Source organism: Streptomyces sp. W16, from assembly GCF_033194735.1.
Taxonomy (GTDB): Bacteria; Actinomycetota; Actinomycetes; order Streptomycetales; family Streptomycetaceae; genus Streptomyces.
This window is the reverse complement of record NZ_JAWOAI010000249.1, coordinates 1-14,340: the sequence shown is the minus strand read 5'-3', so window position 1 is coordinate 14,340 and position 14,340 is coordinate 1. Positions and strand designations below refer to the sequence as shown.

Genomic DNA, 14,340 nt, shown 5'->3' with positions numbered 1-14,340 from the left:
GACGGGGGTGCGCGGCCAGGCGCCCTCTCCGCCGTCGAAGGCGGCGCGGGCGGCGGCGACGGCTATGTCGGTGTCCTTCTCGTCGCCCTCCGCGACCACGGCGAACGACAGCCCGTCCGCGGGGTCGATGATCTCGCGGGTGGCTCCGGAGACCGCTTCCAGCCACTCCCCGCCCGCGTGAATGGTCTTCCCCGCCTGCTGTTCCGTCTTGTCGGCCATGATCGGTATTGCCTTCCGTTCCTGTTCAGCACCCCGGCGTCACCTAACTGTCACTCTCGGGGACTGCGAGCGCCTGCCCGGGACGCCCGTATGCATGCGCAATGCCTGGCCGAAAGTGGGCCGGGTCACTCGACATGGGAACAAAGGGTGACTAAACGGAACAGCCGCCGTCGGGCGGGCAGAACCAGGACAGGGCCGTGTTGAGCAGCTCCAGCTCGTCGGCCGAGCCGTCCGCGTCGGGGCCGTAGACGGCGATGGCGTAGTTGTTGCCGTCGGAGGCCACGAACCGCTCGTCGTAGACGTGCCAGGTGCCGATGTCGGGCTCGCCCCTGATGGAGTCGGCGGTGTACTCCAGGCGGGAGGCGGTGAAGGTGCCGTCGTCCAGGTTCTCCCGGGCGATCTCCCGGAAACCGGGCGCCTTCGCCGTGCGGTCCGACAGGAACTCGTCGAACGAGGCATCAGGGGACGGTTCCTCGACCTGGTACACCTGCACACGGTGTTCACTGTCCGCGCTGCGGTAGTTCACCACGTCCATGCCGTACGACGACGGCGCCGTGGAGCGGGTCCAGCCGTCCGGGTAGGCGATCCGGAAGCGCTCGGGGTCCTCGTGCAGCTGGTATCCCACGGGGAGTCCGGGGGCAGAGGCGGACGGGGACGCGGTCCCGGTGTCGACCGACGGGGACGGAGACGGAGACGGAGACACGTCCGTGGGCCCCGGCGATGTCGAACCGGCGGCGATCGTGTGGCTGCCCTTGCCGTCGTCGTCCCCCGAGCCGACCACCCGGGTGAGCACCAGACTCACGACCACACCGACCACGGCGGCACCGACGACCACCGACCAGACGACTCGCCCACTGAACCCGGGACGGGGCTGAGCGGCGGGCACACCGGTGCTGATCAACGGCTCGGGTGAGGGCCGGACACCGGCCCCCGTGTCGGCGCCGGTGGCTGTCGGCCCGTGCCAGGTGCTCGCCTCGGCGGGCCCGGTCGCCGGGCCCGGCGGCGGGGCGGGAGGCAGACCCGGAGGCGCCTTACGGGTGTCACCCGGCACGTCCGCGGCGGTCCACTCCGGTACGGAGTCCGGGAGCGGCGGTGGCGGAGGCGTCACGGGGGCCGTCGGAGCCACCGGGCTCACCGTCCCCGTGCCCCCTGGACTCCCCGTACTTCCCGTGCTCGCCTGACCCCCCGTCCCCTCGGCGTCCTCCCAGCGCTGGGTCTCCTCGTTCCAGTAACGCGGTCCCGGTCCCCCACTCATCGCGCCCCTCTCCTGGTCCCGCTCACAGTCCCACCAGCCCGGCCACGGCTCCGGCCGACGCGAGCACGGTCAGCAGGGCCTGCGAGTCGGCGAGCAGTTCCCGCAGGCGCTCGCGGCGCGTCGGGGCCGCCTGTCCGGTGCGGGTGATCTCGTCCTCCGTGTCGGCGAGCGCCGCGTCCAGCGCCGCCGTCCGATCGGTGCCGCGCACCCGGGCGAGGTCGGCACGCAGTTCGCGTACGGCCGTCAGCAGCTCCTCGGCCGCCTCGTCGCGCTGCGGTGCCGTGCCGTGGTGGCTGACGGCCTGCGCGTGACTGCCGACGGCGAAGGTGCTGTGGGAGACGTTTCCGAAGCTGACGTTCGGCTCATCCGTTGCCATCGGGGGCGGGTCCCTTCGTAGCGGTCGAAGCCTGGTTCGTGGTGTGAGTGGAGGAGGCGGACCCGTGGTCGCCGACCACGAAAGTGCTGCCCTCCACCTTGTCCGCGTGGACGGTGTTGTTGCTGATGTTCGTGATCTTCTGGACGAACTCGCCCGTCAGATAGCCGGCTTCGGCGAGCGCGTTCCGCACACCGTTGGCGACCCGGTCCTGCACGTTGCGCAGATACCGCTCGACGTCCATGTCCTGGAACGTCGACCCGGCGGACGCCGACCCCAACTCCCTTACCGACAGGGCCGGTCCGTCGGGCAGCGCGCCCGCGTAGCCGCCGGTCAGCAGCCGCCAGCCGTAGTGCACGGCCCGGCCGAGGACGGCCACGGAGCCGACCGCGGAGCGGGGCACCCGGGCGAGCCCCCAGGAGGCTTTGCCGAGCACGTTGTTGTGGCGGAAGCGGTGGGCCGTACGGTCCGCGTTCTTGAAGTCCTCGCGGACCGGCAGCAGGACGTGCGGGGCGATCTCCAGGGTGAGCATGCGGCCCTGGGTGTGGATGCGCACGAACACCGTGACGACCAGCTCCTCCTCCCAGCCGCCGACGCGGATGCGCAGGAAGTGCCGCCGTTTCTCGGCACCCTCCTCGACCGCGCGCGCCCGGTGGTCCTCGAAGGCCTGCGGGTGGTACGGCGCCTCCTCACGCCGCAGCAGTCCCTCGACGGGCAGGAACACGCACTCGTCGATCTCCAGCCTGCGCAGCCGGTCGCGTCCCAGGTGGACGGCGTAGTCGGCGGGCAGCCGCAGCTGGGCAAGCAGGGGGCGGATCGTCTCCAGGACCGTACGGTTGCTGATCGGTCGCTGCTCCTTCTCGGGATCGGGCCGGAGTTCGACCGCGAGCACCCAGGTGTCCTCAGGCACACCGGCCCCGCAGAACGGACGGGCCTCGTGGTACATGACCAGCGGCGCGTGCTGCTCGACCCGCACCCGGTCCCTGAGCCACCGGAAGCGCTGGCCCTCGCTCTGCTCGGCGGGGTCGCTCGCGACGTCCGGGAAGCGCTCCGGGGACAGCTCGGCGGCCAGCACCCGTACGAACCGGTCGCGTTGGGCGACCAGGCAGAGCGCGATCAGGGCGAGCAGGACGAGGGTGAGCCAGGCCTGCCAGGGCTTGAACAGATGGGTGTAGTCGCCGGTATCGGGGACCAGCAGGTCGGAGGCGCTGGAGGAGCCGTCGCCGTAGAGACCGGGCGAGCCCGAGGAGCCGTAGGAGCCGTAGGCCGAACCGTTCGAGGACGAGTCGTCCGAGCCCGCGCCGAAGGCCACCATCACCGTGACGACAAGCAGGAACGCGAACATCAAGCGGCCCCACCAGCGGAACAGGAAGGCGGGCACCAGCCGGTACAGCGGCGGCTGCGCGGCCCGGCCCCTGATCCAGCCGCCGATCGCGAGGGAGAGGCCGGGGAGCAGGAAGTCGGCCAGCAGCCAGCCGCTGAGCACCGAGCCCACCACCCACAGGCCCAGGATCGCCCCGGCCCACTGCAACTCCTGGCGGCGGGCCCGCAGCGCGTGCGCGAGGACGCGGGCCGCGTCGAAGCCGAACGAAGGAGCCACGATCCGCTGCTCGTTGAGGTGCAGTTCCTCGATGACCCGGTCACGGTAGCCGGAGTCCAGGTACGTGCCCGCGCACAGCAGCCGGGTGGCTTCGCTGGCGTGCGGCGGGGTGTGCGGCGGTCCTGGTGGGCCCCCTGTGCTGGTGGCCGGCTGCGGCTGTTGCGGCACGAAAGCGGTACTCACGCGACTCCCCCGATGCGTGGACTGACCCGGCACTGCCCCTGCTGAACAACCGTGTCCCAGCAGTTAATTGACAAAGAGTCAGCATAGAGGGACGAAGGTTGCCTGGGAAAGGGAAATGTCAAGAGGGATCTCCTGTGACCTGTACTGCACAGCACTGGACTCCCCCGAGTCCTTTGACTAAAGTCAAAGAAATATGGAGCCAGTGACGGAATCAGAACCGGTGCCGGTGGAGGAGATCTCGGCCTTCCGCCGTTTCAACCGCTACTTCACCCGCCGTATCGGCGCCCTCGACGACCACTACCTCGGCCAGGACCGCCCGCTCGGCGAGGCACGGCTGCTCTTCGAGATCGGCGATGGCGTCTCCCTGCGGGAGCTGCGCGGCCGACTCGCCCTGGACGCGGGCTACTTGAGCCGGATGGCGAAGTCCCTTGAGGCGCAGGGCCTGGTCCGGCTGACCGTGCCCCCGCACGACACCCGACTGCGCCTGATCGAGCTGACCCCGGCCGGCCGTGTCGAGGTCAAGGAGCAGAACCGCCGTGCCGACGCGCTCGCCGCCGGCCTCCTCACCACCCTCACCGCGCCCCAACGCACCGAGCTGACCCGGGCGTTGGCGACCACCCAACGTCTCCTCCGGCTGGCCGGCATCACGGTCGCCCTGGTCGACGGCGCCGCCGAGGACGCCCGCCGCTGCCTGGACGCCTACGCCGCCGACCTCGACACCCGCTTCCCGGAGGGCTTCGACAAGACCGACCTCGTGCGGCCGGAGGAGGTCACCGGGGAGGCGGGCGCGTTCTTCGTCGCGTACGAGGAGGGGCGGCCGATCGGCTGCGGGGCGCTGCGCACCCTGGAGCCGGGCACGGGCGAGATCCGGCACGTCTGGGTGCACCCAGCCGCCCGCCGCCTCGGCCTGGCCCGCCGCATCCTGACGGAGCTCGAACGAGCCGCCGTGGCACACGACTTGACCGTCGTACGACTCGACACGCACGCGGTGCTCACGGAGGCGCAGGCGATGTACCGGGCGTGCGGGTACGCGGAGATCCCGGCCTATGTGGACCATGTCTACGCGGACCACTGGTTCGAGAAGCGGCTGGCGCCCGAACGGCCGCGCAAACAGGACGGGCGCGGCGCCCGCTGAGAAACCGTCGGCCACGAACCGCCGCCGTCAGGTCCTCGGCTCGGACTGTCGCTCCTCGACGAGTTCGAACGTGATCCCGGCCGTGACCAGGCGGTCGATCAGCGCGTCGCCCATGGCGGCGGCCGGCGTGACCGGACCGGCCGTCGGCGGCAGGTCGTCGAAGGCGAGGCTCATGGCGGCTTCGCCGAGGATCTTGGCCGTCTCGGTGTAGCCGGGGTCGCCGCCGGACACCCGGCAGACCACGTGCCGGTCGCCACCGGTGCCGTGGAAGGTGACGGTGAACGTGCTCCTGGCGCGGACCTCCGCCGTCGGCCCCGCGCCCGGGTCACGCAACTTGAGCAGTACCGACCGCAGCGGCCTGATCTGCGCACCGACCAGCAATGCGCCGACCAGACCGATGATCCCGGCCGCGGCCGGAAAGCGCCGGGTTCCGATCCAGTGGCGGTAGGTGAAGTCCGGTCCGTACCGGTCGAGCAGCCTGCCCGAGTACGCGACGTTCTGACCGTCGACACCGGGAAACGGCACGAGCCAGAGTCCGAAGCGGCGCGTCGGCCGCCCGCCCGGATTCCGCGAGACGCGCCCCGCCGGCTGCCCTTCGACGGCGGCACGGGCCCGGGCCGCGGCACGCCACTGGCGCAGCCGGGAAAGGTAGTTGACGACCGTGTGATAGGTGCCGCCCGAGATGTCCGCCGAGGTCTGGACGACTCCGTCGACGGTGATCGGCACGTCCTCGGGGAGGTGTTTGACGGTGAAGTACGTGCCGAGGTCGTGCGGCACCGAGTCGAAGCCCGCCGAGTGCACGATCCTGGCGCCACTGGTGGTGGCGGTGTCGCGGTACTTCACCGACATGGTGTCGACGAACTCCTGCTCGGCCGCCAGGTCGAGGTAGTCGGTGCCCGCTTCCGCGCAGGCCTTCACGAGTGCCTCGCCGTACTTCAGGTAGGGGCCCACGGTCGTGATCAGGACCCGGGTCGAGGCGGCGACCTTCGCGAGCGCCGCCGGGTCGGAGGAGTCCGCGACGAGGATCGGCAGGTCGGGCAGGTCCAGACCGTCCCGGACAGCCTCCAGTTTCCGGGCGCTGCGGCCCGCGATGGCCCAGCGGGCGCCGGCCGGCAGGTGTTCGGTCAGGTATGCGGCGGCGAGCCGGCCGGTGAAGCCGGTCGCTCCGAAGACGACGATGGCGTAGGTGCGCATGGCCGTGACTCTCGGCCATCGCCCGGGCGAGGGGAAAGCCTCGGTTCGGCGAAGTACTTGTGGCTTTCGGCGGCCTCAGTCCGGACTTCGCAGGGCGGTCCGGTACGCGCGCGGTCCCATCCCCTTCCAGCGGCGGAACGCGTGCGAGAAACTGGACACTTCCTGATAGCCGAGCCGTTCGGCGGCCTGGGCGACCGTGAGTCCGCCGCTGAGCATCTCCTCGGCGAGCCGCTCCCGGATCTCCGCCAGCAGTTCGCGGTAGGAAGTCCGCTCGGCGGCCAGGAGTTCGCGGAGGGTACGGGAACTCATCATCAGCTCGCGGGCGACGTGTTCGGCCGTCGGCGGGTCACCCGGCCGTGCCAGCAGCAGGTCGCGCACCCGGCCCGCCACACCGGTACGGGCGCTGTTGCGGTCGAGCAGCTCCCGGCACTGCTCCTGTGCGAGCGCCTGGGCATGCGCGTTGGCCTGTGGCATCGGCAGGTCGAGCAGGGCGGCGTCCAGGGCGAGGACCGTCTCGTCGCCGTCGAACTCCGGCGTGATGCCCAGAACCTGCTCGTAGCGCTCCGGGTCCGCGGGCGGGAACGGGAGCACCAGCCGTCGGGCCAGGAGCTGGGTGGAGAACAGTTCCCGTTGCAGCGTGGCGGTGACCGCGAGATCGCGTTCGATGCTGAAGCGCCGCAACGGCTCGGGCACGTCCGGGGTGGTGAGGACCAACTGGGCCTCGTCTCCGGTGTGACGGAGGTCGAAGTGCGACCACGCGTACGTGAGGTCGAGGTACTGAAGCGCGACCTTGATCGCGGCACCGAGGGTCGGGCTGCTCACCAGGGCGAAACCCCAGAAGCCGAAGGACGTGAGGTGGAAGCGGCTGCCGGCCTCCAGTCCGAGACGGCCCCGGCCACCGGTCGCCGCCAGCAGGTTGCCGACCACCAGCTGTTCCTGCCGTGCGGTCACCTCGGTGCCGGTGTCACGCAGCGCCGCTTCGGTGAGTCCGCTGCCGGCCAGGGACGCGGTCGCGGGCACACCGAGCTCGACACCGAGGTCGAACAGCACCGACAGGCTGGTCGGCGGTCGGGGAATCTCCCACTGAACCATCGGCGCCTCCGTTCGAGCCTCCGCCGAATCTAACAACTCCGGCGCCGACAGACACCTCCTTCACAGTGATCGAGGCGCGGAACATCGAGGTCAGGACGCTCCACGGAAGGGCCTGACAGATGGCGCACACCGCCTCGATCGCGATCATCGGCACCGGCTTCGCCGGTCTCGGCATGGCCGCACAGCTCAAGCGGGCCGGATTCCACGACCTGACGCTCTTCGAGAAGGCCGACGACGTCGGCGGCTGCTGGCGGGACAACACATATCCGGGCGCCGCCTGCGACGTCCCCTCCCACCTGTACTCCTACTCGTTCGCCCAGAACACCGAATGGTCCCGGCGCTTCGCACCGCAGGCCGAGATCCACCAGTACCTGCGGGACACCGCGGACAGATTCGGCATCACACCCCACATCCGTTTCAACGCCCAGGTGACCGCCGCGGAATTCGACGAGGAGTCGGCCACCTGGGCAATAACCCTTGAGGACGGGTCCGTCCATGTCGCCGACATCCTCATCGCCGCCACCGGCCTCCTGAACCGTCCGCTCGTCCCCGCCATCCCCGGACTCGACAGCTTCCAGGGCGAGCAGTTCCACTCCGCGACCTGGAACCACGACTACGACCTGACCGGAAAGTCCGTCGCCGTCGTCGGCACGGGCGCCTCGGCCATCCAGTTCGTCCCGGCCATCGCACCTCGCGTGGCGCGACTGACGCTGTTCCAGAAGGACGCCGCGCACGTCATCCCCAAGCCGGACCACGTCTACGCTCCGATCGCCCGGACGGCGTTCCGCAGGATTCCGGGTCTGCAGCGGCTCTCACGCTGGCTCACCTACTGGCAGCTGGAACCACGCGGCGCCGCGTTCACCAGGTTTCCCCGGCTGCTCGGACTCGCCGACCGGCAGTTCCGGCGCAACATCTCGCGTCAGGTCCCGGACGACGCGCTGCGCACCGAGTTGACCCCTTCGGACCCCATCGGCTGCAAGCGCATCCTCCTCTCCAACGAGTACTACGGAACACTGACTCGCGCCAACGTCGACGTCGTGACCTCGGCGATCACCGAAGTCACCCCCACCGGCGTCAAGACCTCCGACGGCGGACTCCACGAAGTCGACGCGATCATCTACGGCACCGGTTTCAAGGCCACCGAAGTCCTCGGCCCGATGCACGTCACCGGTCGCGACGGCCGGGTGCTGCACGAGGAATGGCAGGACGGCGCCGAAGCGCACCTGGGCATCAGCGTCGCCGGATTCCCCAACCTGTTCATCCTCTACGGACCGAACACCGGACTCGGCCACAGCTCGGTCGTACTGATGCTGGAAGCCCAGATCAACTACGTGCTTCAAGCGGTCAGGCGGCTGGCCAGGGGAGACATCGCCTGGCTGGAGGTCTGGTCCACCGTGCAGGCCGATTCCAACGCCGCTCTCCAGCAACGCATCCGCAGCAGTGTCTGGGCCCAGGAATGCGACAGCTGGTACCGGACCGCGGCCGGCAAGAACACCATCCAGTGGCCCGGCTTCACCTTCGAGTACGCGGCACGCACCCGCCGGCTCGACGAGTCCGACTTCCATCTGGAGCCCATTGGCGCCCGCGGCCTCCCACCCAGGAGAAACAATGAACGTGAGACTGAGCGGATCCCGCATCCTGCTGACCGGCGCGACCGGTGGCCTCGGTAGCGGCATGGCCCGGGAACTGCGCGCCCGTGGCGCCGAGTTGATCCTCACGGGCCGGCGGATGGACGCCCTCGAACGTCTCGCCGCCGAGATCGGCGCGACGACGATCGCCGCCGACCTGTCGGTCCCCGCCGATGTCACACGGCTGCTGGACGAAGCCGGCCCGGTCGACATCCTCATCAGCAACGCGGGGCTCTCGGCGGTCGGCCAGGTGGTCGACTTCTCCGAGGAGGAGATCACCCGCGCCCTCGACGTCAACCTGGTCACACCGATCCTGCTCGCGCGAGCCGTCACACCACAGCTGGTCGGACGCGGGCGCGGCCACATCGTGCTCATCGGGTCGCTGGCCGGTCGCACCGCTTCCAAGGGTTCGGCGCTGTACAACTCCACCAAGTTCGGCCTGCGCGGGTTCGCGCTCGCGCACCGCCAGGACCTGTACGGCACGGGAGTCGGTGTCTCGATCGTCGAGCCGACCTTCGTGAGCGACGCCGGGATGTATGCCGACAGCGGAGTCGAACTGCCCAGGGGCGTGCGGACGGTGTCGCCGGACGATGTCACGCGAGCGGTGATCCGCAGCATCGAGAAGAACGTCGACGAGATCGTCGTGGCGCCGCTCGAACAGCGCATCCAGGCGTCGCTGGCCCTCGTCGCGCCCTCTGTGGACGCCCGGCTGCAACGGATGTTCGGAGTCAGTGAAGTGTTCGGTACATACCCTGGAGTGACGAAGCGATGAAGGCACATGTCAAGCACGCACTGGCCGATCGCGTCGCACGGCTCGTCGTGCGGAGCCTGGTCAGGCTCCCCGCTCCCGTCAAGCGCAGGCTCGCGGGCCGGCCGACCGTGGTCGACGGCCAGACGCTGGACGTCAACACCCAGGTCGGTCTGAGTCTGATGCGCCTCGCCCGCTGGAGCGACTTCGCCTCCATGCCGATCGAGAAGGCCCGCACGCAACTGTCGGCGGAAGCATGGATCTTCGGCGACGAGCTGCCGGTCGAGACGATCGAGGACATCGTGATTCCCGGCGCTCACCTCGACCTGCCGGCCCGGATCTACCGCCCGGCCGGACTCACCGGCCCCGCCGGCGGGCTCGTCCACTTCCACGGGGGCGGCTGGACCCTGGGTGACCTCGACGCGGCCGACGCCGTCTCCCGGTGGCTGGCGCACCACGCCGGCATCGTCGTGATCTCGGTCCACTACCGGCTGGCCCCGGAGAACCCGTTCCCGGCCGCTCTCGACGACGCGCTCGGCGCCTACACCCATGTGGCGACCCACGCCGAGAAGTACGGGCTGGACCCGGCCCGCATCGGCGTCAGCGGCGAGAGCGCGGGCGGGAACCTGGCGGCCGTAGTCGCCCAGGAGACGGCTCGTGCCGCTCGCCTCGGGCCGTCGCCGACTCCGGCGCTTCAGGTGCTCTTCCAGCCGGTCACCGATCTGTCGACGAAGCGGGAGTCGTACCGGCTGTTCGGCGAGGGGTTCACCATGACCGAGGCCGACATGGACCTCTACCGGCGGTCCTACCTGGGCGACCACGGGTCGGCCACCGATCCGCGCATCTCCCCGCTGCTGGCCGACGACCTGTCCGGGGTCGCACCGGCCTACATCTCGACCGCCGGATTCGACGTCCTGCGCGACGAAGGCGAGGCCTACGCCCGCAGACTCGAACTGGCCGGTGTGCCCGTCACCCTGCTACGGACACCGAGCCTCGCGCACAGCGCCATCAACGTTCCGGGCATCTGCCCCCCGGCACAGGACGCCCTGCTCACCGCGGCAAAAGCCATCCGCTCGGCGCTTGCCTCAGGCACCCGCTGACGTCTCTACGTCAACTCCCAGTACCTGCAAGGCATCAAGGGCTACGGTGCCGCCGTCACCGGTGTCGCGATCGTGCCGCTGACGATCGGCATGGCCCTCGTCCCGAAACCCGCCGTCCGCCGGTCGCACCGCCCACGTCCCGTCATCGGCACCGGTCTCGCCCTCATCGGCCTCGGTCTGCTCGGCGCGGCCCTCGGCGTAGCGATCACCGGCACGGTCCTCGCCCACTCCGACCTGGCCCAGGGCATGGGCCAGGCGCTGCGCACGGTGGCGCTCATCGTCCTCGCGGCCACCGCAGTCGTGATCATCGGACACCGCGACCGCAAGACCACCACACGCACTATCGCGTCCGCCGAGAAACGCGTAATATCGCGTCGCGCCTGAACATCAACTCCCCTCACGCACCGCCCAGTTGAGGAGCCCCCGTGCCCACCGCCCTCCTGAACCCCGTCCTCGACCTGGTGACCCTGCGCGGCATCGTCACCGCCGCCGAACCGATCACCGCCCGCATGCGCCGACTCCGCGTCGAGAGCGAAGCACTGGCCGGGCTGGACGTCCGCCCCGGCCAGCAGGTGCGCGTCCTGGTCACCGGCCTGACCCTGCGCACGTACTCCATATGGCGCTACGACCCGTCCGGCGCCGTCGAGTTGTGCGTGCTGGACCACACCGAGGGGGGACCCGGGGCCCGTTGGGGGAAGAGCGTCGGCGTCGGCGAGCAGGTGCGCCTGCGGAAGCCCGAGGGCACTTTCACGCTCCGCCCCGACGCCTCCCGGCATGTCTTCGTCGGCGAGGAGACCGCCTCCGTCGCCTTCGGCGCGATGCTGGCCGCGCTGCCCGAGGGGGCGGGAGTCTCCGGTTGCGTGGAGACGGAGTCGGGCGGGGACCGGCTGCCGTTGGCGCACTCCGACCGCCTCAACTGGCTTACCAGGGGCGGGACTTCACTCCCGGACGCGGTGCAGCGTCTCGCCCCTGAACCCGGGGGCATCGCCTACGTCGCCGGTGAGGCCCGCACCGTGCAGCAGGTACGGCAGGTGCTCGTACGGGAGTTGGGCTGGGACCGGCGCTCCGTCCTCACGAAGCCGTTCTGGGCGCCGGGGAAGCGGGGGATGGAGTAGTCAGCAGTTGGTCCCCGCCGGGCAGAAGGAATCCACCGCCGCGGTGAGCGGGCCCCTGACAAGGGCGGGATCGAGAGACCCGGGACCACTGGACCGGACCGCGTAGAGCGAGCCGTCCGCCGCCTCGAAGCGGTGGTCGATCACCCGACGCGCACCCTTGCCCTGGTCGTCGTAGCGATAGGTGAGTTCGGCCCAAGTGGCGCCGGAGGAACGGTCGATGACCTGGTAACCGGGCTGGCGGGCGAAGCCGTAGCCGGGGTCGTTCTCCGCGAGGTCGAGGGACTCGGCCGGGGAGTTCTCCGAGACGCGGAAGATCTGCAGGCGGCGGGTGCCGTCCGGGGAGTCGTAGGTGACCACCGGAGCCTTCGCGCCCTGCCGTTGGGTGCGGGTCCAGCCCTTGGGGACGGCGACCGTGTAGCCGGTGGGGTCCTTGGCGGTGCGGTACGACGATCCGGACCCGGCCGCGCCCGCGCTCATCTCCACGTGCTGCTTGTGCGTGACGCGGTCGTGCGTGAGGTACCAGACCCCTCCCCCGGCACCCGCGCCCACCACCACCGCGAGAGCCACCGCGAGGACCAACCACCAGGCACGACGCCCGGCAGCAGGCGCGGGAACCGGAGTCGGGACGGGTGTCGGCGGCGACACCCACGCGGGCGGGGTCAGCGAGGTCTGTGTCTCCGCCGTCGACCACACCGACCAGGCCGCCTGCCCGCGCTCCTCGCTCGGCCCGCGTTCCGCCCCGAAACGATCCCAGTCACTCATCACGAACCCCCCGAATCACCCACCACGTACCTCTTCCGAAGTTAGCGGCAGAAACAGGGAACGGGCCCCGCTCCGGCCGTAACCGGAACAGGGCCCGTGCAAGCCCGTGACAGAGCCGTCGAGAACGGCCCCGCGGACGACTAGATCAGGCCGAGCGAGCGGACCGCCTCGCGCTCCTCCTCCAGCTCCTTCACCGACGCGTCGATGCGGGCGCGGGAGAACTCGTTGATGTCCAGGCCCTGGACGATCTCGTAGACGCCGTCCTTGGTGGTGACCGGGAAGGAGGAGATGAGGCCCTCCGGGACGCCGTAGGAGCCGTCCGACGGGATGCCCATCGAGGTCCAGTCGCCGTCCGCCGTGCCGTTGACCCAGGTGTGGACGTGGTCGATGGCGGCGTTGGCGGCGGAGGCCGCGGAGGACGCGCCGCGGGCCTCGATGATCGCGGCGCCGCGCTTGGCGACGGTCGGGATGAACTCCTCGGCCAGCCACTTCTCGTCGTTCACGGTCTCGGCGGCGTTCTTGCCGGCGACCGTGGCGTGGAAGATGTCGGGGTACTGGGTGGCGGAGTGGTTGCCCCAGATGGTCAGACGCTTGATGTCGGCGACCGTGGTGCCCGTCTTCTTCGCGAGCTGGGTCAGCGCGCGGTTGTGGTCGAGGCGGGTCATCGCGGTGAAGCGGTCGGCCGGTACGTCCGGGGCGGCGGCCTGCGCGATGAGCGCGTTGGTGTTGGCCGGGTTGCCGACGACGAGGACCTTGATGTCGTCCGCGGCGTTGTCGTTGATGGCCTTGCCCTGCGGCTTGAAGATGCCGCCGTTGGCGGAGAGCAGGTCGCCGCGCTCCATGCCCTTGGTGCGGGGGCGGGCGCCGACGAGGAGGGCGACGTTGGTGCCGGCGAAGGCGACGTTCGGGTCGTCCGTGATGTCGATGCCCTGGAGGAGCGGGAAGGCGCAGTCGTCGAGCTCCATCGCCGTGCCCTCGGCGGCCTTGAGCGCCGGGGTGATCTCCAGGAGACGCAGCTTGACCGGCACGTCCGCGCCGAGCAGCTGGCCGGAGGCGATGCGGAAGAGCAGGGCGTAACCGATCTGGCCGGCCGCGCCGGTGACGGTGACGTTCACGGGAGTGCGGGTCATGGCGTTCTCCGTTATGACAGCTGGCGGTGGGGCGGCACTGCCCCGGGGTGCGGGACGTACAAATGATCGATCTCTTGGCGTCAAGAGATCCACCGGTCAGGCTATCGCGCATCCGGGATCGCGGACTGCCGGGTCCGTGTGGCCCACCCCACAGCGTCCGGATCAGGGCACGGAAAAGGCGGCCGTCCGGCTCGGGAGAGGAACACCGGACGACCGCCGTCGGGGTACCGGGGGTCCGGACTCCCGTGGGGGTATGGACCGCCTGCCCCCGATCGGGGGCAGGCATTCCCCACGTTCACAGAATCCCCACATACGCGTACTAGGCCGTGCACCCCTTCCGCCCGGACGCGAGCGTCACACAGGCCTTCGCCTCGCCGGCGTCCTTCACCGCGACCATCGGGGTGTAGGCGATGTTGTCGCCGGCCGTCGTGATGCTGTCGCTCTCCTTGGCGGTGCCCGCGCTCACCTGGACGGAGTCCCCCGGGACACCCGCGGTGATCCGGCCCCAGGCGGCGCCGCAGGTCTTGCTGTAGCGGACCTCGACGACGGTCGTGCCGACGGTCGCGGTCTCGGCGGTCGTCACCGCGCCCGCGTCCGTGGTGCAGCCCATCGCCTCGGCGTCCTTGCCGGTGCAGCCCGCGCCCACGCACTTGACTCCGGCCGGCAGATCGGGATTCGTGCTGGCCGACGGTGAGGCCGAGGTGTGGGTGGCGCCGGTCTTCTTGCCCCCGCCGCCGCCTTGGTTGGTGAGCAGGAACACGGCCGCGATCACGACCAGCACCCCGACGACCCCGGCGCCGAACATC

The 14,340-nt window shown here is 70.4% G+C and carries 13 protein-coding genes and 2 pseudogenes; 6 read left to right on the top strand and 9 right to left on the bottom strand.

Annotated elements, in window-relative coordinates; all coding sequences use genetic code 11:
• From R6V09_RS29125 to R6V09_RS29110, 4 genes and pseudogenes are all read right to left on the bottom strand, one after another.
• A pseudogene (locus R6V09_RS29125) lies at positions 1-219 on the bottom strand (aldehyde dehydrogenase family protein); the annotation flags it as partial.
• Positions 220-370: 151 nt separating this feature from the next.
• On the bottom strand, positions 371-1,345 hold the full coding sequence (locus tag R6V09_RS29120) for a hypothetical protein (protein WP_317884424.1): 975 nt from the start codon (positions 1,343-1,345) through the stop codon (positions 371-373).
• Positions 1,346-1,496: 151 nt separating this feature from the next.
• Positions 1,497-1,850 (bottom strand): hypothetical protein, encoded by a 354-nt coding sequence (locus R6V09_RS29115; RefSeq protein WP_317884423.1) that lies wholly within the window; start codon positions 1,848-1,850, stop codon positions 1,497-1,499.
• Entirely contained in the window at positions 1,837-3,630 is a 1,794-nt protein-coding gene (locus R6V09_RS29110; protein ID WP_317884422.1) for a hypothetical protein, read from the bottom strand. Before R6V09_RS29110 ends, R6V09_RS29115 begins: the two co-directional genes overlap by 14 nt.
• 193 nt (positions 3,631-3,823) lie before the next feature.
• Between R6V09_RS29110 and R6V09_RS29105 the strand changes: the two genes are divergently transcribed.
• The gene (locus R6V09_RS29105; protein WP_317884421.1) at positions 3,824-4,765 is read left to right on the top strand and encodes a bifunctional helix-turn-helix transcriptional regulator/GNAT family N-acetyltransferase; all 942 of its coding nucleotides are present in this window, start codon (positions 3,824-3,826) and stop codon (positions 4,763-4,765) included.
• 27 nt (positions 4,766-4,792) lie between these two features.
• On the opposite strand, the gene R6V09_RS29100 is transcribed toward R6V09_RS29105, so the two are convergent.
• Positions 4,793-5,959 carry a saccharopine dehydrogenase family protein gene (locus tag R6V09_RS29100; RefSeq protein ID WP_317884420.1) on the bottom strand — a complete coding sequence of 389 codons (1,167 nt, stop codon included), beginning with the start codon at positions 5,957-5,959 and terminating at the stop codon, positions 4,793-4,795.
• A gap of 75 nt (positions 5,960-6,034) precedes the next feature.
• Positions 6,035-7,051 carry an AraC family transcriptional regulator gene (locus R6V09_RS29095; protein WP_317884419.1) on the bottom strand — a complete coding sequence of 339 codons (1,017 nt, stop codon included), beginning with the start codon at positions 7,049-7,051 and terminating at the stop codon, positions 6,035-6,037.
• A gap of 119 nt (positions 7,052-7,170) precedes the next feature.
• Between R6V09_RS29095 and R6V09_RS29090 the strand changes: the two genes are divergently transcribed.
• The 5 genes and pseudogenes from R6V09_RS29090 to R6V09_RS29070 all read left to right on the top strand — a co-directional run bounded on the left by R6V09_RS29090 (position 7,171) and on the right by R6V09_RS29070 (position 11,642).
• Complete coding sequence (locus R6V09_RS29090; protein WP_317884418.1) at positions 7,171-8,721, top strand: flavin-containing monooxygenase; 1,551 nt, start codon at positions 7,171-7,173, stop codon at positions 8,719-8,721.
• Positions 8,660-9,451, top strand: a complete 792-nt coding sequence (locus R6V09_RS29085; RefSeq protein ID WP_317884417.1) for an SDR family NAD(P)-dependent oxidoreductase — start codon at positions 8,660-8,662, stop codon at positions 9,449-9,451. The genes R6V09_RS29090 and R6V09_RS29085 overlap by 62 nt, the downstream gene beginning before the upstream one ends.
• Positions 9,448-10,527 (top strand): alpha/beta hydrolase, encoded by a 1,080-nt coding sequence (locus R6V09_RS29080; RefSeq protein ID WP_317884416.1) that lies wholly within the window; start codon positions 9,448-9,450, stop codon positions 10,525-10,527. The genes R6V09_RS29085 and R6V09_RS29080 overlap by 4 nt, the downstream gene beginning before the upstream one ends.
• Positions 10,528-10,533: 6 nt before the next feature.
• A pseudogene (locus R6V09_RS29075) lies at positions 10,534-10,911 on the top strand (MFS transporter); the annotation flags it as partial.
• Positions 10,912-10,952: 41 nt separating this feature from the next.
• The gene (locus tag R6V09_RS29070; RefSeq protein ID WP_317884415.1) at positions 10,953-11,642 is read left to right on the top strand and encodes a siderophore-interacting protein; all 690 of its coding nucleotides are present in this window, start codon (positions 10,953-10,955) and stop codon (positions 11,640-11,642) included.
• On the opposite strand, the gene R6V09_RS29065 is transcribed toward R6V09_RS29070, so the two are convergent.
• From R6V09_RS29065 to R6V09_RS29055, 3 genes are all read right to left on the bottom strand, one after another.
• A complete protein-coding gene (locus R6V09_RS29065) occupies positions 11,643-12,404 on the bottom strand; it encodes a hypothetical protein (protein ID WP_317884414.1) in 762 nt (253 codons plus the stop codon).
• Positions 12,405-12,544: 140 nt separating this feature from the next.
• A complete protein-coding gene (locus tag R6V09_RS29060; RefSeq protein ID WP_019055650.1) occupies positions 12,545-13,534 on the bottom strand; it encodes a malate dehydrogenase in 990 nt (329 codons plus the stop codon).
• Positions 13,535-13,853: 319 nt separating this feature from the next.
• Positions 13,854-14,340: DUF2690 domain-containing protein (locus R6V09_RS29055; protein WP_317884413.1), on the bottom strand; the 487-nt coding region annotated here is incomplete at its 5' end.